This is a genomic window from Microvirga sp. M2 (assembly GCF_047497095.1).
Taxonomy (GTDB): domain Bacteria; phylum Pseudomonadota; class Alphaproteobacteria; order Rhizobiales; family Beijerinckiaceae; genus Microvirga.
Window position 1 is genome coordinate 2,150,499 of sequence record NZ_CP134063.1, and the last position, 22,351, is coordinate 2,172,849.

General features: G+C 64.6%; 16 protein-coding genes and 2 pseudogenes. 8 read left to right on the top strand and 10 right to left on the bottom strand.

What is annotated here, in order from left to right; all coding sequences use genetic code 11:
• Positions 1–2: 2 nt before the first annotated feature.
• Positions 3–5,846 (bottom strand): DUF3320 domain-containing protein, encoded by a 5,844-nt coding sequence (locus RE429_RS10175; RefSeq protein ID WP_414470669.1) that lies wholly within the window; start codon positions 5,844–5,846, stop codon positions 3–5.
• 553 nt (positions 5,847–6,399) lie between these two features.
• Here RE429_RS10175 and RE429_RS10180 point away from each other — a divergent pair.
• The 4 genes and pseudogenes from RE429_RS10180 to RE429_RS10195 form a co-directional block, all read left to right on the top strand.
• Complete coding sequence (locus RE429_RS10180; RefSeq protein WP_414470670.1) at positions 6,400–6,747, top strand: hypothetical protein; 348 nt, start codon at positions 6,400–6,402, stop codon at positions 6,745–6,747.
• A gap of 11 nt (positions 6,748–6,758) precedes the next feature.
• Positions 6,759–7,736: a hypothetical protein gene (locus tag RE429_RS10185; RefSeq protein WP_414470671.1), complete on the top strand. Its 978-nt coding sequence runs from the start codon at positions 6,759–6,761 to the stop codon at positions 7,734–7,736.
• Between the two features lie 150 nt (positions 7,737–7,886).
• Entirely contained in the window at positions 7,887–8,216 is a 330-nt protein-coding gene (locus RE429_RS10190) for a transposase (RefSeq protein WP_414470672.1), read from the top strand.
• A gap of 91 nt (positions 8,217–8,307) precedes the next feature.
• Positions 8,308–8,775, top strand: a pseudogene (locus RE429_RS10195) (integrase core domain-containing protein); the annotation flags it as partial.
• Positions 8,776–9,143: 368 nt separating this feature from the next.
• On the opposite strand, the gene RE429_RS10200 reads toward RE429_RS10195, so the two are convergent.
• Together RE429_RS10200 and RE429_RS10205 are read right to left on the bottom strand one after the other, a co-directional pair.
• Complete coding sequence (locus RE429_RS10200) at positions 9,144–9,299, bottom strand: hypothetical protein (RefSeq protein WP_414470673.1); 156 nt, start codon at positions 9,297–9,299, stop codon at positions 9,144–9,146.
• 345 nt (positions 9,300–9,644) lie between these two features.
• Positions 9,645–13,349 (bottom strand): vitamin B12-dependent ribonucleotide reductase, encoded by a 3,705-nt coding sequence (locus RE429_RS10205; RefSeq protein ID WP_414470674.1) that lies wholly within the window; start codon positions 13,347–13,349, stop codon positions 9,645–9,647.
• A gap of 811 nt (positions 13,350–14,160) precedes the next feature.
• Between RE429_RS10205 and RE429_RS10210 the strand changes: the two genes are divergently transcribed.
• The 3 genes from RE429_RS10210 to RE429_RS10220 all read left to right on the top strand — a co-directional run bounded on the left by RE429_RS10210 (position 14,161) and on the right by RE429_RS10220 (position 15,608).
• A complete protein-coding gene (locus RE429_RS10210; protein WP_414470675.1) occupies positions 14,161–14,574 on the top strand; it encodes an NADH:ubiquinone oxidoreductase subunit NDUFA12 in 414 nt (137 codons plus the stop codon).
• A 29-nt stretch (positions 14,575–14,603) separates the two neighbouring features.
• On the top strand, positions 14,604–14,822 hold the full coding sequence (locus RE429_RS10215) for a hypothetical protein (RefSeq protein ID WP_414470676.1): 219 nt from the start codon (positions 14,604–14,606) through the stop codon (positions 14,820–14,822).
• 162 nt (positions 14,823–14,984) lie between these two features.
• Complete coding sequence (locus RE429_RS10220; RefSeq protein WP_414470677.1) at positions 14,985–15,608, top strand: DUF2155 domain-containing protein; 624 nt, start codon at positions 14,985–14,987, stop codon at positions 15,606–15,608.
• 13 nt (positions 15,609–15,621) lie between these two features.
• On the opposite strand, the pseudogene RE429_RS10225 reads toward RE429_RS10220, so the two are convergent.
• The 7 genes and pseudogenes from RE429_RS10225 to RE429_RS10255 all read right to left on the bottom strand — a co-directional run bounded on the left by RE429_RS10225 (position 15,622) and on the right by RE429_RS10255 (position 21,160).
• Positions 15,622–16,431: pseudogene (locus RE429_RS10225) on the bottom strand (class I SAM-dependent methyltransferase).
• Between the two features lie 227 nt (positions 16,432–16,658).
• Positions 16,659–17,324, bottom strand: a complete 666-nt coding sequence (gene aat / locus RE429_RS10230) for a leucyl/phenylalanyl-tRNA--protein transferase (protein WP_414470678.1) — start codon at positions 17,322–17,324, stop codon at positions 16,659–16,661.
• A gap of 198 nt (positions 17,325–17,522) precedes the next feature.
• Positions 17,523–18,878, bottom strand: a complete 1,356-nt coding sequence (gene accC / locus RE429_RS10235) for an acetyl-CoA carboxylase biotin carboxylase subunit (RefSeq protein WP_414470679.1) — start codon at positions 18,876–18,878, stop codon at positions 17,523–17,525.
• A gap of 8 nt (positions 18,879–18,886) precedes the next feature.
• Positions 18,887–19,360, bottom strand: coding sequence for an acetyl-CoA carboxylase biotin carboxyl carrier protein (gene accB / locus RE429_RS10240; RefSeq protein WP_414470680.1), 474 nt, complete (start codon positions 19,358–19,360; stop codon positions 18,887–18,889).
• A 26-nt stretch (positions 19,361–19,386) separates the two neighbouring features.
• Positions 19,387–19,854 (bottom strand): type II 3-dehydroquinate dehydratase, encoded by a 468-nt coding sequence (gene aroQ / locus RE429_RS10245; RefSeq protein WP_414470681.1) that lies wholly within the window; start codon positions 19,852–19,854, stop codon positions 19,387–19,389.
• 254 nt (positions 19,855–20,108) lie between these two features.
• Positions 20,109–20,900, bottom strand: a complete 792-nt coding sequence (locus tag RE429_RS10250; protein WP_414470682.1) for a DsbA family protein — start codon at positions 20,898–20,900, stop codon at positions 20,109–20,111.
• A 107-nt stretch (positions 20,901–21,007) separates the two neighbouring features.
• Complete coding sequence (locus tag RE429_RS10255; protein WP_414470683.1) at positions 21,008–21,160, bottom strand: hypothetical protein; 153 nt, start codon at positions 21,158–21,160, stop codon at positions 21,008–21,010.
• Here RE429_RS10255 and RE429_RS10260 point away from each other — a divergent pair.
• On the top strand, positions 21,159–22,340 hold the full coding sequence (locus RE429_RS10260; RefSeq protein ID WP_414470684.1) for a pyridoxal phosphate-dependent aminotransferase: 1,182 nt from the start codon (positions 21,159–21,161) through the stop codon (positions 22,338–22,340). The genes RE429_RS10255 and RE429_RS10260 overlap by 2 nt on opposite strands.
• The last annotated feature ends 11 nt before the right edge of the window (positions 22,341–22,351 follow it).

Sequence of the window (22,351 nt, forward strand, 5' to 3'; positions counted from 1 at the left end):
GACTATGTACGGATAGACCGTTTCGCGAACTCGAGGGCTGCCTCAAACCGCGTGCGCGTTCCCTGCTTAATCCGCGACAGTCCAAACTTCTCTGCCATCAGTCGAATGACCGTTTCGTCATCCTCTCCGCCGGCAGCCAGGCTCGCGGCGAGGCTGGCCAACTCGTGAATAGGAATGTCGCCATGCGACCTCACCTCCGGATCCGACTCCCTGAGAGGAAAAGGATGCCCGGGATCGCTCGCCTCTGGCCAGAACACAAGGCGTCCATCCTCCTCGGTCCGTCCAATATCTTGGGGAATCACGCCGAGGACGATTTCCCGGATCTTTCCCGCTGCACGTTGGAAGCCATGTGATCGAGCCAGCCGCTGGACAAGGACGTCATCAAAGACTGGCCCCTCGGTGCGGATCACGTGCCGGACCATCTCCCTGAGTTTTGGGCGATAGGCCGGGTCGTAGAAGTGGCCTCCATCGGGGACATGTCCACTGTCGACGAGATTGGCGGGGACGTAGATGCCCTGCGGAGTCGGAATGACGGTAGCCTTGCGAGGATCAGCCTCTCGGCGGGCGTAGATGCGTTGTTCCTCGGTGGTCTCATTGTCCTGATCGTGCGCGGGCGGTGTCACCTGCTCGGTCGTCGCAGGAGCCACAACAAGCATGTAGTCGCTTGAGGACGGCTCTGTGTCGGTGGATCCTGCGGCGGGTGTCAGCGCGAGATCGCCTTGAGATGGTATCAACCCATCAGGGATCGCCTCTGCCGCCTTAGGCCTGCTGCGATCTTCCTCAAGGTCAGCCGTAAGCCTCGCGTGGAGCGCCTCGAAAGCACGCTCGGTATCCATCCACCATTCGGTGCTCCAGATCCGTCGGATGCGCCATCCGAGCTTGGTGAGGATGTGTTCCCGCAGCCTGTCGCGATCGCGGGCCGTGGCCGAACGATGATAGGTCGCTCCGTCACATTCGATGCCCGCGAGGTAGCGGCCCGGTGCGTCCGGGTGTACGACCGCGAGATCAACGCGGAACTTGGAGACGCCGATTTGGGTATGGACCTCCCATCCTTGGGACTCCAGCGCCTTCTTCACGGCGTCCTCGAATGGGGACTCCGTATCACGGCCGGTGGGAGTAAAGGCTTCCGCCAGAGCGCGGGGACCACGCTCGGCGAACTCGAGAAAGTGCTTGAAGTCGCGAATGGCGCGGGCGTTCGTGCGACTGAGGTCAATCTGGTCCGGCCGGAGTGTGGCAAAGACAATCATCTCCCGCCGAGCGCGGGTGATCGCCACGTTCAGGCGGCGGTAGCCGCCCTCCTTGTTGAGGGAGCTGATTGTGGCCACGCCCCGGCCAGCTTGGTCCGGCGCCACCGCGACAGTGAAAAGAATGACGTCACGCTCGTCGCCCTGCACGTTCTCCAGGTTCTTAACGAACACGGGTTCATGCCAGCGGGTCCGGTCGAAGAAGTCTTCCAGCTCCGGATAAGAACGCCGCTCCTGGTCGAGGAGGTTCTCCACAAGGCGCTGCTGCTCGGCGTTGAAGGTGACCACGCCAAGTGACTGCTTCCGTGCACGGAATGTGGGATCCTTCAAACGCCGGACAACATCGGCGACCACTGCCTTGGCCTCTTCCTGATTGATGCGGCCCTTGCCCCGCTCGTAGACGCCCCCGGGTACGTGGATGTACCGGACGGCCTGGTCCGTCGTCAGGGGGGAGGGGAAGGTCACGAGCTCGCCGCGGTAGTAGTGCTTGTTCGAGAACGCAATCAGGCTCTCGTGCTCGCTGCGGTAGTGCCAATCGAGGCGGATTTGCGGGATGTTCGCTGCGAGACACTCATCGAGGATGCTCTCCTGGTCCTCAACGTCCGTACCGTCCTCGATCTCGTCGACGCCGCGCTCGCCGACGCTGGTGGGCGGCAACTGTTCGGGATCGCCAACGATAATCACCTGCTTGCCACGGGCGATTGCCCCGATGGCGTCCCACACAGGAATTTGCGACGCCTCGTCGAAGATGACGACATCAAAGGGGGCACCATCTGGCGGGAGATACTGGGCGATGGAGAGCGGGCTCATCATCACACAGGGTGTCAGCTTCGTGAGCACGCTCGGGATCTCGGAGAACAGCCGGCGCACGGGCATGTGCTTGGCACGCTTCGTGATCTCACGAGCGAGTGTTCCCCACTCGGGATCTGCTCCGAAGGCGTTGGGCGGCGGGATATCGCCGGAGAGATGGGCCTTGATGATCCGCTTCGACAGCTCGACGACGCGCTCGTCAGCCGCCCTGAAACGCGCGATCACGTCCTCATGGCGGGCGGGAACGAACGAGCGCAGGACGACGTCGTTGTCCACAACGCGGTCCGCCCACCACCGGGCATAGGCGGCCTCGAACGCAGTAGCCACTTCCTCAGGGCCGACGGTGCCCCTGCCGATGGCGGCGACCAGCGGGCCAAGGCCGAGTTCGGCCGCTCGGCTGCCGGATGTATTCCAAAAGCACCATTCCTGCGCACGACCGAGGTTCGACTTCCACCGCGTTGCGATAGCCGTCGTCTCCTCGATCCAGTGTGGTCCTTCCGCAAGTGGGATCGAGCCGTCACCAAGGCCAGCGAGACGGGCGACCGCCGTGATTGCGGACGTGGCCACCTCCCAGACGGACAGGAAGTTGCTGGCCGCCTCGCCTGCACGTCCCGGCTCCCACTGGCCATGGTCCGCGAGCAGATCGCGCATGCGCTCGAGCATGTGGGAGCGGTCGAGGCCCAGCACGTCGGCTGCCAGCGAGGAAACCTTCCGGGCATGGGCCGCCCACTCGAGCCAGCCCTGGACCTCCGCGGTATCGGTATCAATGCCCTCCCATGAGGTGCCAACCGCAACGAAGACCTCGCGGAGACGCTCCGCAGACGCGCGCACCTCTTGAAGATCTAGCAGCTTCACGAGTTCCATGCCGAGGTCGGTCGGCACCTGAGAAGTGGCGAAAGGCTGCAAGGCCAGACGCACCTTGCCCTGCCGACTGCTGCGGAACAGGAAGTTCGACTCGGACGCGGCGCGCCAGTCCGCGAGGATGGCGCGGAGGTCCTCCTTGAACACAGATGGACTGTACGCACCGGAAAGACCGCCGGTGAGCTCTGCGGCCTTGGTCCTCAGGGACTGCAAGTCCTCGATTGCGGAGCGGAGCGCTGCGTGGTCGGTCGCAATGCAGCGGGCGGCTTTTCGCGCCTCTGGGCGGGTGAGCAGAGCCGCCAGCAAGGCAACTGCCCGCATCGCCGCATAGGAGGCCGCCTCAGGCAGGCCGGTGACGTCGCCAATCCTGCGGGTGGCGTCCCCGAGGGGAGCGATAGCCCTGACAAGCGCATCAAGAGCGGCAGTCAGCTCCGTGCGCCATCGTGGGCTCCACTCCAGTGTTCGGATCCCGCGCAGGGGATGCTCGGAAGGATCGCCGGCCGCCCGGATCGCGGTCGACAGGTCGCGGCATGTCTTGCGGAGGTTGGCAAGGAAAGCCTCATCGTGCGTCGCGGCCGGCCAGCCCAAGACCACATCTTCAAAGCGGCCGCGGTGGGCCACCACGATCCCGAAGGTCTGGTATGCGGACATCCCGTTGGAGCGGCGGGTGTGGAGGGCTGCCACAAGAGCGTTCAGCTCATTCCTAAGGTCAGCCAGTTCCTCGGCCGCCTCCTTCCACTCGCGCGCGTCCGGGACCGCGCGCTCATGCCACGAGGTCTTGAGTTGGTTGAGGATTGCCGACTTCTGCGCCTTCGAGGAGTGAACCTCGAGACAATAGTCCCCCAGGCCGACATCAACCAGGCGCCGACGGACCACCTCAAGCGCCGCGGTCTTCTGCGACACGAACAGAACCTTCCGCCCCATCGCGAGCAGTTGGGAGATCATGTTCGTGATCGTCTGGCTCTTACCGGTCCCGGGCGGTCCGTGAAGGACAAAATCCTTGCCCCCGGCGGCAGCAAACACCGCCGCAAGCTGGGAAGAGTCGGTGGACAGAGGCGCGAACACTTCCGAGGGATGCCGCTCGTGGTCGAGCTTGGCGGGCGACGGGAAAGGCCTGTCGTCGCCATAGGAGTGCTTCGGGGTGTCGACGAGATGGCGGACGACTGAGTTCTGCTTGAGCAGGTGCATTCGCTCGACGAGGTCGCGCCACATCAGGAACTTGGTGAATGAGAAGGTCGACAGGACAACCTCCGTGGTCACCTCCCATCCACGAATATCTCGCACGTGTGCGCGCACGATGCTCCAGACCTTGGCCACGTCGATACCGGAACCGTCGGCTGGCAGTTCCCCTTCGAGTTCCTTCATCCGCAGATTGAAGTCCTGGCGGAGCATCTCCAGCAGAGTTGGATTGAAGCGGATCTCATCCTCGTGCAGAGCGAGTCGAAAGCCGGCCCTCACACTTGACCGCTCAAGGGAGACAGGGACGAGGAGGAGGGGGGCCTTGAGTTCCTGTCCCTTGCCCTTCTCGTCCTGCCGCCAGCGCAGGAAACCGAGAGCGAGGAAGAGGATGTTGGAGCCGCCTTCCTCGAACGCGGTGCGCGTTACGCGGTAGAGATCGGTCAGCCGCGCGTTCAGGTCCTTCTCATCAAGCGTCGAATGCAGTTCGTTACGGGCCAGCGCGTCAATGGCTATCTGGCGGCGGGCGTCGGCGTTCGTCCTCTCTTCGTGGAGCTTGGCGTCACGGACGTCGCCCTCGCCGAGGACGCTCGACTGCGGCAATATCTTGAAACGCCGACCGCCGGACAGGGCATCCTCCAGAACATGAGGTTCGGGACACTCGATCCGGATCGACTTCGCGCCGTCCTTGAAATTGAGCATCTTGTTGCGGAGCGTGAGGTCGAGGAGTTTTCGCTTCCACCGTTCCAGCCTGTCAATGTTCGGGTCTTCGACTTCCCGAATGACGATATCCTCGGCAAACGTAGGAGCCTCGTCGATGCCGACGTCGAATTCGGGGCCTTCTTGCCTTTCGGTTGACGTCGCAGCCGCCCCGTCCCCGAGGTCGAGCGGTCGGATCTGCGCCGATCGCGCCCGCGAGATGTCAACGGCGAGCTCAAGCGTAGCCTCTGCGCCGTCTTCGATGTGGGCCGCTCCCTTACGCACGGCATCGCCGAACCGCGCCGGGGGCGTATGGGTCAGGTAGGTCGTCTCGACGAAAATCGCTTCCTCGGCATCCCGGCGCTTGCGGAGGACTTGGACGTCGTCGACAACCGCCATCGGCATCTCCTCCCGACGCAGGAACACTCCGACGAAGGCATGTCCCTCGGTAAGGACGACCATCGGATTGAGACCAGCCTGTTCCAGGGCAGCCGCGTAGAGTAGTGTGAGGTCGAGGCAGGTTCCGATCCGTTTCTCGAGAATTTCGGAGGGTGAGCGGACCTTCTGTCCCTGCCTCTCGAAGCTTTTCGGGGGGAGGACGTAGGTCAGGCGTTTTGCCGCCAGCACGGACCAAATCGCAGCCGCGAGTTCCCAGGCCCGATCACGGCGCCCCGAGGTATACCCATCGATAGCATTCGGCTTGCCAGCCGCCGCCAGCTTGAGCCCGGCCTCCCTTAGGATTGCGTCGATGGCTGGATCATTTGGGCGAACGAACGCCGCAAGTAGTTCGGGGGCCGATCCGCTCCCGCCCCAGTGTGATGGCGGGAGGAGGTGGATCGGCTTCACCTCCCGGGCGATCTCCGTGCCTTGTTCCTTGAGGGTGAAGCGAAGTTCGCCCTGGATCCCCTCGGTCAGCTTGCGCAGGAAGGCGATGCTCAAGGGCAGGTTGGGACTGCGGACATGCTGGGCGGATTTTGCAGGGATACGGTCGATCCGAAGGGACAGCGACGCCGCGAACTCCGGCTCCGATGCGACTTCGACCACCAAGTCAACCAAGTCGCGGTCGGTCCCATTCTCGACGGTAATCTCGCGAACGGTGGGAACCGAGTTTTGATGGAACGCCGCAGAGATGTGGTTGGACACCACAATAGATAAAGAAACGTCTCCGTCAGCCATCCTGATTCTATGCCCCGTAAGCCCAAGTTTGGGACGATAGCAATGGGATAGTGGTTCGGGGAACAGTAAGTTTTTCTCAACCTATGGTAATATGGTCGCATATAGTGGATTGGCCGGCTGTCTGAACGCCTTCGACGGGCAGCCATGATCGATGTCGCGGCGGCGCAAGGCAGGATCCAGTAGGCCCGCAGTCCATCAGCAGGCGGTCGACGGTTTGCCGACCGAGCTTGGGCCAGCAAGGCGCGGGCACCCTCGCGCAGGATGTCGGTCAGAGCGTCGGTAAAGCTCCCTGGCTGGGCGAGTTTGAAGACGTTATGATCAGATAAGGCGTATCACTCCTTTGGTGGAGAAGTGGAGGCTCGAACACCCCCGCGATACGCCGCTTCATCCCTTCATGCCGTCCCCAACTTCCGGCGCTAACTCGAGGATCTCCATGATTAGGGTGACGCGCGATGGCCTGAGAACGACGACCGGCGAGGACATCGACGGGATGATCGACCGCTTGGAGCGTCTTGCGGCAGACTTGAAGGCCCTCCGAGACGGCGCCGATCCTTCCGCGCTCGCCGCCGATGCCACGATCCTCGACGGATGGATGGAACACTACATGCCCATCCCCGTCCTCGTCGGCGGCGCAAACGGGCACCCGACCCTCCCCGGCAAGGGTCGGCTGATCCGAACCTCGGACCTTTGGGTGATGGCCGAGGATCACGGGTGTGCCCATTCCATGGCTAGGTGGGATCGTCTCGGCCGGCCGCTCGAGGCCGAGACGACGCACTCCTGAGGAGACTGCCTATGGGTGATCGGAAGATGCCGCGCCTCCCCATGACCGCTGACGAGTTTCTGGAGTGGGCCGAGACCCAGGAGGAGAAATGGGAGCTTGTGGATGGCTATCCCGTTCCCAAGTTCTGTGACGAAACAGAGGCTGGGATGGCCCCGACACCCCGAGTGCCGATGAGCGAGGCCGAGTTTCAGGAATGGGTGAGGACTCAGCCGAGCCGGTATGAGCTCGTGGACGGCGTCCCGATCCCTGTGTACGGCGAGGTGAGGGGGGACCTGATCACCTCCGACTGGCGGGCGCTATACGGCAGTCTGAAGGGGAAGGGCAGAGAACCCGATCGCGTCCGCTCCATCGAGGAGATCAGCGGAGCCGCGGATGATGACGAGCAGTTCCAGGAGGCGCTTCGGCAGGTCCGGGCGACGGGAGCCATGGGCGTCGCTCCGCGGCATGCCGTCGTGACGGATCTAGCCGCCGAGGGCGAGGATGCCGAGAAGGAGCAGACGTTCGGCGAGGCTCTCCGCGAGATGGGTTGGCAGCCTGTGCCCTTGCCGCGCCTGACACTCCGCTCAGGCGCTCCCGGCAGGCGGCTGAAGCTCCCTCGTCCTCCCGAGGAGGCCGTCCTGATCGCGGAAGGCGAGGCCACCAGGCGCGAGATCCTGCGGCTGGCCGGGGGCTACCTCGAGGAGGAGCTGGCGGCCGAGTGGCTCGGCGTCTCGGTCGATCACCTGCGCCGCTCCGTCGAGGAGGGCACCTGGATCTCCGTCGAGATGGACGGGCGCCTGGTGGTCCCGGCCTGCATGATGCGGGACTCTATGACGGTCCTGATCCTGCGCGAGATCCTCGCCGTGATGCCGATCCGATCGCCGTGGATGCGGCTGGAATGGCTCGTCCGGCCGGACGACGCTCTCGGCGGGCTGAGCCCGATGGAGGCCATCCGGGACTGCCGGGAGCAGGAGGTCCGAGAGCTCGCGCGAAGCCACGGAGAGGATTAGAGGGTGTCTGGCAAATCGGGTTGAGCCCATCTGAAGGGGCATGACAGCCTCCTTCTATGAAGCGACCTGAGCGATGCGGAGTGAACGATCCGGGCGCCGCTCCTTGCCTCCACGACACGCCGTGGGCGTCCTCGCAAGCATGGCCTGCGGTTGGTCCTGAATGCCATCCTCTACATTCTGCGCGGTGTCGAACCCTGGCGGTTGTTGCCGCACGAGGATCCGCCCTGGCAGAGCGTGTACGATCAGTTGCGACGATGTCGCGGCGGCCCAAGGCAGGATCCAGTAGGTCCGCAGTGCCCATCAGCAAGCGCTGGACGAATTGACGACCAAGAAGAAAATCTCCCGGCGCAATCCAGGTGCCGTCGCGGTCCGCGACATCGAGCGGCTACAGGTCATCGCGCAGGGAAGAGGGTATCCCCGTCGAAGACAATCCGTCCCAGCCGTTCGGACGCGCGGATTAGCGCCAGGAGGTCTCATTGAAATTGTTGCAATTTTTGGATCGGGCCGAGCAGTCACGCCAATCGGGCACCCAGGTGGCTAAAGCGGGTAATTAAATCTGGGAAGTCACATCGTGCATGACCAGCTGGCCACCGGCCGGAAGCTGCGGGTCCTGACCGTGGTGGACATCTTCTCGCGCTACTCACCGGTGATTGATCCGCGCTTCAGCTATCGGGGCGAGGACGTGGTGCAGGTGCTCGAGCGGACCTGTGCCGAGATCGGCTATCCGACGACGATCCGGGTCGACCAGGGCTCGGAGTTTGTCAGTCGTGACCTGGATCTGTGGGCCTATGCCAGGGGTGTCACGCTCGACTTCTCCCGGCCCGGCAAGCCGACCGACAACGCGTATATTGAAGCCTTCAACGGCCGCTTTCGGGCCGAGTGTCTGAACCAGCACTGGTTCCTGACGCTTGCCGATGCGCGCGAAAAGATGGAGGATTGGCGTCGATACGACAATGAGGATCGGCCACATGGCGCCCTTGGGCATAAGCCTCCGATCTCACTGACAAATCACGGCAGCACAGCCAGCCTGCCGCCGTGAACGAGGCCGGAAAACTCTAGCCTCCGGCGATCCAAAGAAGGGGCTCAGCGCAGACGCCGGAAAACTCTAACCGCAGGTGGTCCAAAGAAGGGGCTCAGCGCAGAAGCCGGAAAACTCTAACCGCAGGTGGTCCAAAATCCGGGATCGGTTCAGTCTAGCACGCGGGTGGGCGGCATGGCGACGACCACCTTCGGGGCTTGGGAGCCTGGGCGCGGTGGCAGGTGAGGGCGTAGCGGAGCCCCAGGTCGATGAGAGACATCTCGTCGAATTCGTGCTCCTCTTCGTCGAACACGGCGATGAGCTTACGGCCTTCAAGATCGATGCTCGCTATCCGTCCCAGTCTCCCGTTGTCGAGGCGCCTCCGGTAATCATTCCGGCGATGAGTCACGGGATCCCTGGGAGAAGACCTCGCTGAGCGCACCCTCCATCTCCGGCAGCCTCAGGGTCTCGCACCTCGCGTCGTGCAGGCGCTGGTTCAGAGCGCGGATGCCTGTGGGGCGCTCGCGGATCGGCGTCATGATCATCGTCTCTCCGTCTAGACCCAGGCAGGAGGGGACTGCGGCGACTGCGGCGGCGATCCTTGGCGCAAGGCGGCGAAGGTCGCGTATTGGCACGTTCCGGCAGTACGGCGAGCGTCCGCAACGGGGCTGAGAGCGGACAAAATTTCATGGACTGACACAAGAGAAGGCCGCCCAATTGGGCGGCCTTTCGGTTCAATCCGTTAGCCGAGGTTTCGATCCGCTTTTAGAAGGACCTCGCCTTGCGCTTCAGTGGGTGAGGCAGGCTGATCCGCGCATTGAGGAAGCACTTTGCCGAATTGTTGCTATCCTATGCGAGCGTCCACACAAAGACCTCCGGGTCAGAGCGTCTTACGAACACCCCGTCGTAGAACCGCACGTGTCGCACTTCAGGCACGTCCCGTTCCGGACCAGCGTGAAGTTCGCGCACTCGGGACAGGCTTCGCCCACATAGCCTTTCATCTTGGCCTCGGCGCGCTTGTCGGCGAGGGAGGGGGCGGGGGCTGTGAAGGCGAGTTTGGCCATCTCCGCTTCGCCGACCTTCTCGTCCGCCTGCGGGAAGGGCTGGGCGAGTTCGCTCTTGAGCGCGGTCGCGCCGACCGTCACGCTGCCCGTGCGCTGCGTTTGGCCTGCGGCGCTGCCGCCGCCCGGGATGAGCATGAGGCGGTCGACGTTGCCGCGGGTGAAGCCGCGGGACACGATGGCCGTGGCGGGAGCCGCTTCCGGCGCCTTCGACTGGGCTTCGCCCGAGCCGATGGTGGTGGGGCCGGCCTCGGACGGATCCACATGGGCGAGATCGTTGCGGGCGAGATAGGACACCGCAAGCTCGCGGAACACGTAGTCGATGATCGAGGTCGCCGACTTGATGCGCTCGTTCCCCTGCACGAAGCCGGCCGGCTCGAAGCGCGTGAAGGTGAAGGCCTCCACGTATTCCTCCAGCGGCACGCCGTATTGCAGGCCGAGCGAGATCGCGATGGCGAAGTTGTTCATCATCGCCCGGAAGGCCGCGCCTTCCTTGTGCATGTCGATGAAGATCTCGCCGAGGCGGCCGTCGTCGTATTCGCCGGTGCGCAGATACACCTTGTGTCCGCCGACCACGGCCTTCTGGGTGTATCCCTTGCGGCGATCGGGCATCTTCTCGCGCTCGCGCAGCGCCACCACGCGCTCGACCACCTTCTCGACGATCTTCTCCGACACATGCGCGGCCTTGGCGGCGGCGGGAAGCGCCGTGACGGCCTCCACCGCGTCCTCCGCGTCCTCGTCCTCATCGGCGATGAGGGCGGAGTTCAGCGGCTGCGACAGCTTGGAGCCGTCGCGGTAGAGGGCGTTCGCCTTCAGGGCCAGCTTCCAGGAAAGCATGTAGGCGTTCTTGCAATCCTCGACGGTGGCGTCGTTGGGCATGTTGATGGTCTTGGAGATCGCGCCCGAGATGAAGGGCTGCGCTGCCGCCATCATGCGGATGTGGCTCTCCACCGAGAGGTAGCGCTTGCCGATCTTGCCGCACGGATTGGCGCAGTCGAACACCGCGTAATGCTCGGTCTTCAGGAAGGGCGCGCCTTCGAGCGTCATCGCACCGCAGATATGGATGTTCGCGGCCTCGACGTCGGCCTTCGAGAAGCCGAGGAAGGACAGGAGGTCGAAGGTCGGGTCGTTGAGCCGCTCGGCCGGAACCTTCAGCGTGCCCGTGAGGAAGTCCTCTCCGAGCGTCCAGCGGTTGAACACGAACTTGATGTCGAAGGCGGATTTGAGGCCCTTTTCCACGGCCTCGATCTTCTCGTCCGTGAAGCCCTTCGTCCGCAAACTTCCCGGGTTGATGGCGGGGGCCTGCTTCATCGAGCCGTGGCCGACCGCGTAGGCCTCGATCTCGGCGATCTCGGATTCCCGGTAGCCCAGGGCGCGCAGCGCGTCGGGCACGGCCCGGTTGATGATCTTGAAGTAGCCGCCGCCCGCGAGCTTCTTGAACTTCACGAGGGCGAAGTCGGGCTCGATGCCGGTGGTGTCGCAATCCATCACGAGGCCGATCGTGCCGGTGGGCGCGATCACGGTCGACTGCGCGTTGCGGTAGCCGTGCGTCTCGCCGAGGTCGAGCGCCTTGTCCCAGGCGGCCTTCGCGTGGGCGATCAGGTCCTGGTCGGGGCATGAGGCGTGATCGAGCGGGACCGGGTTGACGGAGAGGCCTTCATAGCCTTCGGCGACGCCATGCGCGGCGCGGCGATGGTTGCGGATCACGCGCAGCATGTGCTTCGCGTTGGCCTTGTAGTTCGGGAAAGCGCCGAGCTCGCCCGCCATCTCGGCCGAGGTGGCATAGGACACGCCGGTCATGATCGCGGTGAGCGCGCCGCCGAGCGCACGGCCCTCGGCGGAATCGTAAGGAAGGCCCATGGTCATGAGCAGGCCGCCGATATTGGCGTAGCCCAGGCCGAGCGTGCGGTACTCATACGAGAGCTGCGCGATCTCCTTCGACGGGAACTGCGCCATCAGGACGGAGATTTCGAGCACGATCGTCCACAGGCGGCAGGCATGCTCGAAGGACCCCGCGTCGAACTTGTGCGCGGCGCGGTCGAAGAACTGCAGCAGGTTGGCCGAGGCGAGGTTGCAGGCCGTGTCGTCCAGGAACATGTATTCCGAGCAGGGGTTCGACGCCCGGATGCGGCCACCGGCGGGGCTGGTGTGCCAGTCGTTCATGGTGGTGTTGAAGTGCAGGCCCGGATCCGCCGACGCCCAGGCGGCGTGGCCGATCTGCTCCCACAGGTCGCGGGCCTTGAGGGTCTTGATGACCTTGCCGTCCTTGCGGGCGGTGAGCTTCCACTCCCCATCCGTCTCCACGGCGCGCAGGAAGTCGTCCGTCACGGAGACGGAGTTGTTGGAGTTCTGGCCCGAGACCGTGAGATAGGCCTCCGAATCCCAATCCGTGTCGTAGACGGGGAAGTCGATATCCGTGTAGCCCTGGCGCGCGAACTGGATGACGCGCTTGATGTAGTTGTCCGGGATCTGGACCCGGCGCGCCATCTTGATCTCCTTCTTCAGAGCCGGGTTCTTCTCCGGATCGAAGCAGGCGTCGCCTTCGGCCTCGCAGTTCACGCAGGCCTTCATGATGGCTTTCAGGTGCTTGGCGGCGAGCTTGGAGCCGGCCACGAGGGCCGCCACCTTCTGCTCTTCCTTCACCTTCCAGTCGATGTAACTCTCGATGTCGGGATGGTCGACGTCGACCACCACCATCTTGGCCGCGCGGCGGGTGGTGCCGCCGGACTTGATCGCGCCCGCGGCGCGGTCGCCGATCTTGAGGAACGACATGAGGCCCGAGGAACGGCCGCCGCCGGAGAGCCTCTCGCCCTCGCCGCGCAGCTTGGAGAAGTTCGAGCCGGTGCCCGAGCCGTACTTGAACAGGCGCGCCTCGCGGACCCACAGGTCCATGATGCCGCCCTCGTTCACCAGGTCGTCCTCGACGCTCTGGATGAAGCAGGCATGGGGCTGCGGGTGCTCGTAGGCCGATTTCGACTTGGTCAGCCGGCCGGTCTTGTAGTCCACGTAATAGTGGCCCTGGCCGGGGCCGTCGATGCCGTAGGCCCAGTGCAGGCCGGTGTTGAACCATTGCGGGGAGTTGGGCGCCACCATCTGGTTGGCGAGCATGTAGCGCAGCTCGTCATAGAAGGCCTGCGCGTCGTCTTCCGACGAGAAATAGCCGCCCTTCCAGCCCCAATAGGTCCAGCAGCCCGCGAGCCGGTCGAACACCTGCTTGGAGGAGATCTCGGAGCCGTAGCGGCTCTCTTCCGGCAGGCTGGCGAGCTCGGCCTCGTCCGGCACCGAGCGCCAGAGCCAGGACGGGACGTCGTTCTCCTCCACTCGTCTCAGGCGGGCCGGAACGCCGGCCTTGCGGAAATACTTCTGGGCCAGCACGTCGGACGCCACCTGGCTCCAGGTCTCCGGCACCTCGATGTTCTCGAGCCTGAAGACGATGGAACCGTCCGGATTGCGGATCTCGCTCGTGGCGAGCCGGAAGGCGAGGGAGGAATAGGGCGATTGCCCGTTTTGCGTGTAACGCCGCTCGATCCGCATCTGTCTGATCCCTTGCTATCGGAGACAAAAAGCCCCCGCGCCGCGGACAGGGTCCGCAACGATTGCCCGATAATAATTCTTTTGACGCCCCCACGGTCCGCTCGTGTCGAACCGCCACTCGCACGCCCGAGCCACGTCTCCTTCGGACGCCACAGTTCCCGCGGCAAGTGGTTTACCGCGTGGCCCTGACGCTGACTCTTGGGAGATTTCAACCCCTCCTCGCAGAGGGGCCGCCGGTCTCAGATCGGCACTCCGGCAAGCTAGTCGTCTTGAGGGTCCTGCGTCAAGAACTTGTAGCGGCGACCGTGGTTCCAACTACATATAGTGGGCAAATGTTAAAAATGTGGAAAAGTGGCTAAGCTCAAGAGAATCCTTTCAGAATCCCGAAGCATAAATTCTGCCGGCGAAATTCGCGGTGTACAAATCGTGGTTAACGGGAAACCCAGGCCCCCAAATATGGGGTTCGCGGCTCCGCTCCGGGGGAACGCGGGACAGGTTCCGGTCAGGACCTCGGAGCCTATGAGCGAAGCCCGGAAAACCAAGGAAAGAGCCCTCCAGCACGCGCCGACCGAATCGGCGGAACGGGGTCTGTTCTTCCTTCGCGGCGATTCGTCTCTTTAGAATCTCCCGTATGGTCGCCGCCCTGGTGATTCCCGGTCAGCCGACCAGTCTGTTCGCCACGTGAAAGGGGCGCCCCAAAGCACCCCTTTTCCCATGGAAAAGCGTGAGCAGGGGCGCCCGCAATCGTTCCTGGACTTCTCGAAGATCCGACGCCATATTCCGGCCAGCTTTTCGACCCTATGGCAGACGCATGAAACAGTTTTTGACGCAGTTCTTCACCTGGTGGAACGGGCAGACCCTCGGCACCCGGTTCTTTACGTGGCGCAAGGGGCAGTTCGTCGGCCAGGACGAGTTCGGCAACCGCTACTACCGCTACACCCAGCCCCAGCCGATCGATTCGAATGTGGGCGCGGAGCGTCGCTGGGTCATCTATAACGGCGAAGCCGATGCCTCGAGGGTCCCGCCCGGCTGGCGCGCCTGGCTCTGCCATAACGGCGATGTGCCTCCGAGCGAGGAGAATTATCGGCCGTACCCGTGGGAGAAGCCTTACGTGCCCAACATGACGGGCACGTCTCAGGCCTACCGCCCGCAAGGATCCCAGCTCTCCACCGGCCGGCGTCCCGCCGCAACCGGCGACTACGTTCCCTGGACGCCGGGCGAGTGAGGCCCGGCGGCCCCGATTCTGAGAACGCCATGCTGAACCGACCCCAACCGCGCACCTGCATCGAATGCGGCCTGCCTTACGGCCACGGCGACTTCGCATACCATGCCGGCAAGGCCGAAAACGGTCCCTCCTACTGGTCGGATCGCGGTCTTCTTTGCTCCGTCGTCTGCTCCACCGCCCATTACGAGCGCCGGGAGAAGGCAGGCGAGGCCATGAAGGCGCCCGCGCCCAATCCCCTGGAGCGGTGAGTTCGGCCTGACGGAAGCCCGTCCCGAAAAGGGCGGATCCAACGGGTCTCTTTTCCTCGCTTGCCCTTTTTCCATCATGGTTCGCGTGTTATCGCGTTGCCCGACCCGACGCAGGCCTTTCCTGGCTGTGGAACCCGTTCACAAGGGGCATGGATTAAGACAATGAAGTTCGAATGGACGCGGGCTGCCCTGGTGCTCGCCTCGGTCGTCGGCGCGGCCGGTACGGCCCAGGCGGACAGAATCAAGAATCCGACGGCGGTCTTTTCCGGCCTCGACAAGATCACCGGGCGCATCGTCTCGTTCGAGGTCAAGGTCGACGAGACGGTTCAGTTCGGCGCGCTCCAGATGACGCCGCGCGTCTGCTTCACCAAGCCTGCGACGGAGACCCCGAACACCACCTCCTTCGTCGAGGTGGAGGAGGCCGGCACCGATGGGAGCGCCCGCAAGGTGTTCTCGGGCTGGATGTTCGCCGCGAGCCCCGGCCTGCACGGAATCGAGCACCCGGTCTACGACATCTGGCTCGTGGACTGCAAAGGCGGCACCGAGGTGATCGCCGAGCCCAAGGAGACGCCCGAGGAACTGCCGCCGATCGAGCCGAGCACCCAGCGCACATCGACCGATCCCGGCCGCCCGCGCGACATCATGGCTCCGCCCGATTCCGGCGGCGCCCGGCCGCTGCCGCCTGCGCCTCCGTTGACGAATGCCCCGCCCCAGCCGCGGCAGCCGGCGCGGCGCAGCGGTCCGGATTTCAACCGGAATGCGCCCCTGATCAATACGGATCGCTGATCCCGGGCCGGAGCTACATGGTCTCCGGCACGTCTCCCCGGCAGGCCCATGCGACCGCCGCGAAAGAGCGTGGTCCATCGGGCTCGCCGGCCTCATAGGCGGCCCTGACCGCCTCTTCGGCACGGGCGAGGCGTACCGGATCGAGACCTGCCACATAGCTGCCGAGCGGTCCCTCGCCGGCAGCGAACGGCTCCCAGTAATCCGCGAAGTTCTCATAAGTCATTCGGACCAGGAGCTCGGTCTCCCGGACGTTCGACAGGCCCTCGGCGATGAAGCACCGCTTCATTTCGCCCGGCCGCATCATCGGCTGGAAGCACTAGCGGTGGCGCAGCTCCCGGACTTTCTCGTCCTGCATGGCGAGGGTGTCCAGCATCATGCGCATGCCCGACATGCCGCCCAGGTGGTCCCAGACGGCAGCCGCGATCCTGCCGCCGGGCCGGACCACGCGGCGCATCTCCGCCACGGCCTTTCGAGCCTCGGGGACGAAATGCAGCACCAGAAGGGCCAGGGCGCGGTCGAACCGGCCGTCCGGGAAGGCGAGGGCGCAGGCATCGCCCTCCTGGATGGTAATCCTCGGGTCGTCGTTTCGACGTTGGGCCTCCTCGACGAAGGCGGCCGAATAGTCGATCGCCGTGATCTCGCTCACATCCGCCACCCGCGGCAATGCGAAGGTGAGGCTTCCCGTGCCGCATCCGACGTCGAGAATCCGTTCGCCGTTCGCAAGGCCTGCGAAGCCGATGAACGGCTCCGCCAGCCTGCGGCTCCAGCGGCCCATGATCTGCTCGTACCCGGCGGCGCTGCGAACATTGAAGCTCGATGGCATGGCGCGTGATCCTCCTCTGCGAGTGTTCGTCCCCCCAGCCCGAGGTCGACAGGATACGCGCTTATGGATCCGACGGTTTGACGAATCGACAGCATCGGACGCGGGAAGGGGGATTGCCCTTTTGGGATTCCCCCCGATGCTCCCGTCTTGGAAGGCGTCTTGGAAAGAGCGCATTGTTCTTGCTGACCCGAAGGCCGCTTTCGTGAAAACCGGGTCCGGACGGTGCTCTACAGCGCAGCGATGACCTCCTCGCCGCTCACTTTCCGTTTCCCGGGCCAGGCGTCCCAGTTGCCTTCATGGTCGAGCGCGATGCGCAGCATCTGCTTGTAGCTGCGCCGGGGGACCTCGACGGCGCCGAACTGCGCCAGGTGCGAGGTCACGAACTGGGTGTCGAGGAGGGTGAAGCCGCCGCGCTTGAGCCGGGCCACGAGATGGACCAGGGCGACCTTCGAGGCGTCGCGCTCGGTGTGGAACATGCTTTCGCCGAAAAACGCGCCTTTCAGGCGCACGCCGTAGAGGCCGCCGACGAGGCGGTCGTCCCGGTAGACCTCGACCGTATGGCAGAAGCCCGCGTCGAACAATTGCCCGTAGAGATCCCGGATGCGCCGGTTGATCCAGGTTTTCTCCCGGTCGGCGGCGGGCGCCGCGCAGCCGGCGATCACCGCGTCGAAATCCCGGTCGATATGGACCTCGAACTCGTCGGAGCGAACCGTGCGGACGAGGCGCTTGGGGACGTGAAAGGTGTCGAGCGGGATGATGCCCCGTTCCCGGGGCTCGACCCAGAACAGGGACGGATCGTCGGCATCCTCTCCCATGGGAAAGATGCCTGCGGCATAGGCCTTGAGCAGGATCTCGGGGGTGATGCTGATGCTGTCGTCGGATGGCCTAGTCATTCACCAGCATGTCCAATCGTTCGGGCTCTGTCAGCACACATAGAACGACCGGAACCGAGGGTTAGACCGGAGGCATGTCGATTTTGAGGAGAGGCCGCTCCTCCCGATCCGCCGCACAGCGTCGGTCCGGGGCCAAGCTCCGAACGCTTCGGCCCCGAACCCCTTGCCGGGGCCGGTCGGGAGGAGGCCCGTCACCGATCAGGCCTCTTCGAGCCCGCCCGTCTTCAGGAAGTTCTCGAGCCAGTGGATGTCGTACTGGCCGTTCTGAATGTCCGGGTTGCGCACGAGGGTGCGGAAGAGCGGGAGCGTGGTGTCCACCCCGTCGACCACGAACTCGTCGAGCGCCCGGCGCAGGCGCATGAGGCACTCGTTGCGGGTGCGTCCATGCACGATGAGCTTGCCGACGAGGGAATCGTAATGCGGCGGGATGCGGTAGCCCTGATAGGCCGCCGAGTCCACGCGCACCCCGAGACCGCCCGGCGGATGGAAATAGCTGATCGTCCCGGGCGAGGGGCGGAAGGTGGAGGGATGCTCCGCATTCACGCGGCACTCGATGGCATGGCCTTCGATCTTGATGTCTTCCTGCTTGACCGAGAGCGGATGGCCCGCCGCGACGCGGATCTGCTCGTTCACCAGGTCGATCCCGGTGATCATCTCGGTCACGGGATGCTCCACCTGAATACGGGTGTTCATCTCGATGAAGTAGAACTCGCCGTCCTCGTAGAGGAACTCGATGGTGCCGGCGCCCGCATATTGCAGCTCCTGCATGGCTTTCGCCACGACGCCGCCGATGCGCTCGCGCATCTCGACGTTCAGGGCCGGCGAGGGGCCTTCTTCCCAGACCTTCTGGTGACGGCGCTGCAGGGAGCAGTCGCGTTCGCCCAGATGGATCGCGCCGCCCTTGCCGTCGCCGAGCACCTGAATCTCGATGTGGCGGGGCTTCTCGAGGTATTTCTCGATATAGACCGCATCGTCTCCGAAGGCGGCCTTCGCCTCGGTCTTGGCGGTCTGGAGCGCGTGGACGAGATCCGCCTCGTTGCGGGCGACCTTCATGCCGCGTCCGCCGCCGCCGGCGGCCGCCTTGATGATGACCGGGTAGCCGATCTCGGATGCGACCTTCCTGGCCTCGTCCTCGTCGGAAATGCCGCCTTCGGAGCCGGGCACGCAGGGAATGCCCAGGCGCTTGGCGGTGCGCTTCGCCTCGATCTTGTCGCCCATGATGCGGATGTGCTCCGCCTTGGGGCCGATGAAGGCGATGCGGTGATGCTCCAGCACCTCGGCGAAGCGGGCGTTCTCGGAGAGAAAGCCGTAGCCGGGATGGATGGCGTCCGCGCCGGTGATTTCGCAGGCGGCGATCAGGGCCGGGATGTTGAGATAGCTGTCGCGGGCGGCGGGCGGCCCGATGCAGACGCTCTCGTCCGCGAGCCGCACGTGCATGGCGTCCGCGTCGGCGGTGGAATGCACCGCGACGGTGGCGATCCCGAGCTCCTTCGCGGCCCGCAGGATGCGCAGGGCGATCTCGCCTCGGTTGGCAATGAGGATCTTATCGAACATGTCGCGCCTTACTCGATGACGAGGAGGGGTTCGCCGTATTCAACAGGAGTTCCGTCTTCGACATAGATGGCGGTCACGGTGCCGGCGCGGGGAGCGACGATCTCGTTGAAGGTCTTCATGGCCTCGACGAGGAGGACCTTGTCGCCGGCCTGGACCTTGGAGCCGATCTCCACGAAGGACTTCGCATCCGGGGAGGGCTTGCGGTAGGCGGTGCCGACCATGGGCGAGAGCACCGCGCCCGGATGGGGGGCGCCGGGCTTCGCCGCGCCCGGAATGTCGGCGGCGGCCGGCGGCGGCGCGACGATCGGAGCCGGAGCGAGCGCTGCCGGAGCGGCGACCGGAACGGTCACGGCGTGGATCGTCCGGGCCACGCGGATGCGGAGGTCGCCCTTCTCCACTTCAATCTCGCTGAGATCCGTTTCGGCGATCATGTTCGCCAGCTCCCGGACGAGATCGGGATCGAAAGGGTTGTCCTTGGCCATGGGGCTCACCTCTTTATTGTGAGGAACTAGTGCTGGGAGGGCTTCGGAAGCCGGGCCCGCTCGACCATGACACGGTGAACCGCTTCGAGGCCGAGCAGATAGCTCTGGGGGCCGAAACCGCAGATCACGCCGACTGACACGGGTGCGATGAACGAGCGATGGCGAAAGCCTTCGCGAGCATGAACGTTGGAAAGATGGATCTCGACCGTCGGAGCGCCGCTGCCGGAGATGGCATCGCGCAGAGCGATCGAGGTGTGGGTATAGGCGCCGGCATTGATGACGATGCCCGCGCCCTGTGCTCCCGCCTCCTGGATCCAGTCTACCAGATGTCCTTCATGGTTCGACTGGCGGAACGTGATCGCCACCCCCAGGGCTTCCGCCTTCTCGCGCACGAGCGTCTCGATGTCCGCCAGCGTGGTGCTGCCGTAAATCTGGGGCTCTCTGCGGCCGAGCAGGTTGATGTTGGGTCCGTTGAGGATGTGGACGTTGATCATCGCGAAAGGAGCGTTCCATAAAGCTCCGTCAGGCGGAGCCGAAACGCCCTCTTATCCAAAAGGCGGGCACGGGGGAAGGGGAAAACCAAGCCTTTCCAGAGCTTGGCGCGATTTCCTCAAGGGAATGGAGGCTCGCGGAAAGGCTTTCCGCCCTCATGGCCGGACCGGTTCAGGCCATCCGGGCTTTCCGAGCCGCGGCGTCTTCGAGACATGGATCCCCGGCGCGAGGCCGGGGATGACACGATTGGGCGGACTTAGCCGCAGGTGGCCTTGCCGCAGGAACGGACATTGTCGATGATCTGCTTCAGGGGCTCGATGCCGACCGCGCCGGGGATGACCGCCTCGCCGATGATGAAGGCGGGGGTGCCGGTCAGGCTCAGCTTGTCGCCGAGAGCCATGTTTTCCTGAAGGGCGCCGCGCACGTCGGGGCTGTCCATGTCCTTCTGGAGCTTGGCCATGTCGGCGCCCATCTCCTTGGCGACCGCCATGGCGCGCTCGCCATTCACGCGTCCGCGGGTCTCCAGGACCTTCACGTGGTAGTCGAAGAGTTTCGGACCCTGCAACTGCTTCCTGACCGCGAGGGCCACCCGGCTCGCTTCCACGGAATCGGGGCCGAGCACCGGGAAGTCCTTGAGCACGACGCGCAGCTTGGGATCGTTCTTGACGAGCGTCTGGAGGTCGGTGAGGGCCTTTTTGCAATAGCCGCAATTGTAGTCGAAGAACTCGACCAGGGTGATGTCGCCGGAAGGGTTGCCGACCACATAGGAGTGGGGAGCGTTCAGGAGCGTCTGCTTGGTTTCCTTAACGGCGCTCGCCTGGGCGACCTGCTGGGCCTCGGCCTGCCGCTTCTCGAGCTCGCCGATCACCTCCGTCAGAACCTCCGGGTTCTTCAGAAGGTATTCCTTCACGATGTCGCCGATCGCCTGCTTCTGCTGGTCGTTGAAGACCGCATTCTGGGCGAGGGCGGCCGGGGCGACGGCAAGGCCGCCGAGCAGCGCGCCGAGCAGGGCCGCGGCCCGGCAGGTGTTGAGAAGCGAGAAACGCATGTCCGATCCTTTGCGGAGTTTCCCGTTCCGGCCTGTGCGATGCGAAAGGTTCGGCACCCGGCGGAACGACATATCTGGGGTGAGTTAGCGGCTTGGAGAGCCCGGCGTCAAATCACGCCTTCGTATTTCCGGAACGACCCGTCATGCCCGGACTTGGGTCCGGGGATCCGCGTGTCGGCCCCGGTGCTGCCGCCGAAGGCGCGGACGGCCGCAACATGGTTCTTGAGACCGGCTTTCCAAAGAGCTACGAGCTTCTCCATGACAAAATCGATCGCCGATCAGAACCTTCCCGTCATCGCCCGCCGCATGGACCGGGTCTCGTCCTTCCTGGCCATGGATGTGTTGAGCGCCGCTGCGGCGAAAGAAAGGCGAGGGGACAGCGTCATCCATATGGAGGTGGGGCAGCCCTCCGCGCCCGCGCCCCGGGCGGCCCGCGAGGCCGCCAAGGCCGCGTTGGATCTGGGCCGAATCGGCTACACGGAAGCGCTCGGCATCGCGGCTCTGAGGGAGCGGATCGCCCGCCATTACCGCGACGTCTACGGCGTCTCCATCGCGCCTGAGCGGGTCGTCGTGACGACCGGATCCTCGGCGGGGTTCGTGCTGGCTTTCCTGAGCCTCTTCGATGCGGGCCAGCGGGTGGCGATCACCGCGCCCGGCTATCCGGCCTATCGCAACATCCTCGAGGCGCTCGGCATCGAGCCGGTGGTGATTCCGCTCACCAGGGCCGACGGCTGGATCATGACGCCCGAGGCGATCGAGAAGGCCCATGCGGAAAAGCCGCTCCACGGCATCCTGGCCATGAGCCCGGCCAATCCGTCCGGCACCATGATCGGCCGCAAGGCGCTGGCCGGGCTGGGCGAGGCCTGCCGCCGCCTGGGGCTCTGGTTCGTCTCGGACGAGATCTATCACGGGCTGACCTATGGCGAGGACGCTTCGACGGCGCTCGCCTCGGACGACGATGCGGTCGTCATCAACTCGTTCTCGAAATATTACTGCATGACCGGCTGGCGCATCGGCTGGATCGTGGTGCCCGAGCGGCTCGTGCGGCCCGTCGAGCGGCTGGCGCAGAACCTCTACATCTCGCCGCCCTATCTGTCGCAGGTCGCGGCGCTCGCGGCCTTCGACGCCGCCGAGGAGCTGGAGGCCGTCAAGGCGGGCTATGCCCGCAACCGCGGCTACCTGCTCGAGGAATTGCCGCGGATCGGAATCTCCGACATGCATCCGGTGGACGGCGCCTTCTACATCTATGCCGACATCGCCCGGTACACCAACGATTCCATCGGCTTCTGCAGGCGCATGCTGGAGGAGACGGGCGTCGCGGCGACCCCCGGCCTCGACTTCGATCCCATCGAAGGCTCGCACTACATGCGCCTGTCCTTCGCCGGTTCCGACGCCGATTGCCGCGAGACCGTGGCGCGGCTCAGGGGCTTTCTGAAATAGGACCCGTCCCG

What these genes read in the sequence shown, in the direction of transcription:
- RE429_RS10215 (WP_414470676.1), top strand. Translation starts at nt 14,604, where the DNA reads ATGCTGAACCGACCCCAACCGCGCACCTGCATCGAATGCGGCCTGCCT.
- aat (WP_414470678.1), bottom strand. Translation starts at nt 17,324, where the DNA reads ATGACTAGGCCATCCGACGACAGCATCAGCATCACCCCCGAGATCCTG.
- RE429_RS10180 (WP_414470670.1), top strand. Translation starts at nt 6,400, where the DNA reads ATGATTAGGGTGACGCGCGATGGCCTGAGAACGACGACCGGCGAGGAC.
- RE429_RS10255 (WP_414470683.1), bottom strand. Translation starts at nt 21,160, where the DNA reads ATGGAGAAGCTCGTAGCTCTTTGGAAAGCCGGTCTCAAGAACCATGTT.
- RE429_RS10260 (WP_414470684.1), top strand. Translation starts at nt 21,159, where the DNA reads ATGACAAAATCGATCGCCGATCAGAACCTTCCCGTCATCGCCCGCCGC.
- RE429_RS10185 (WP_414470671.1), top strand. Translation starts at nt 6,759, where the DNA reads ATGGGTGATCGGAAGATGCCGCGCCTCCCCATGACCGCTGACGAGTTT.
- RE429_RS10250 (WP_414470682.1), bottom strand. Translation starts at nt 20,900, where the DNA reads ATGCGTTTCTCGCTTCTCAACACCTGCCGGGCCGCGGCCCTGCTCGGC.
- RE429_RS10220 (WP_414470677.1), top strand. Translation starts at nt 14,985, where the DNA reads ATGAAGTTCGAATGGACGCGGGCTGCCCTGGTGCTCGCCTCGGTCGTC.
- accB (WP_414470680.1), bottom strand. Translation starts at nt 19,360, where the DNA reads ATGGCCAAGGACAACCCTTTCGATCCCGATCTCGTCCGGGAGCTGGCG.
- accC (WP_414470679.1), bottom strand. Translation starts at nt 18,878, where the DNA reads ATGTTCGATAAGATCCTCATTGCCAACCGAGGCGAGATCGCCCTGCGC.
- RE429_RS10200 (WP_414470673.1), bottom strand. Translation starts at nt 9,299, where the DNA reads ATGATCATGACGCCGATCCGCGAGCGCCCCACAGGCATCCGCGCTCTG.
- aroQ (WP_414470681.1), bottom strand. Translation starts at nt 19,854, where the DNA reads ATGATCAACGTCCACATCCTCAACGGACCCAACATCAACCTGCTCGGC.
- RE429_RS10210 (WP_414470675.1), top strand. Translation starts at nt 14,161, where the DNA reads ATGAAACAGTTTTTGACGCAGTTCTTCACCTGGTGGAACGGGCAGACC.
- RE429_RS10205 (WP_414470674.1), bottom strand. Translation starts at nt 13,349, where the DNA reads ATGCGGATCGAGCGGCGTTACACGCAAAACGGGCAATCGCCCTATTCC.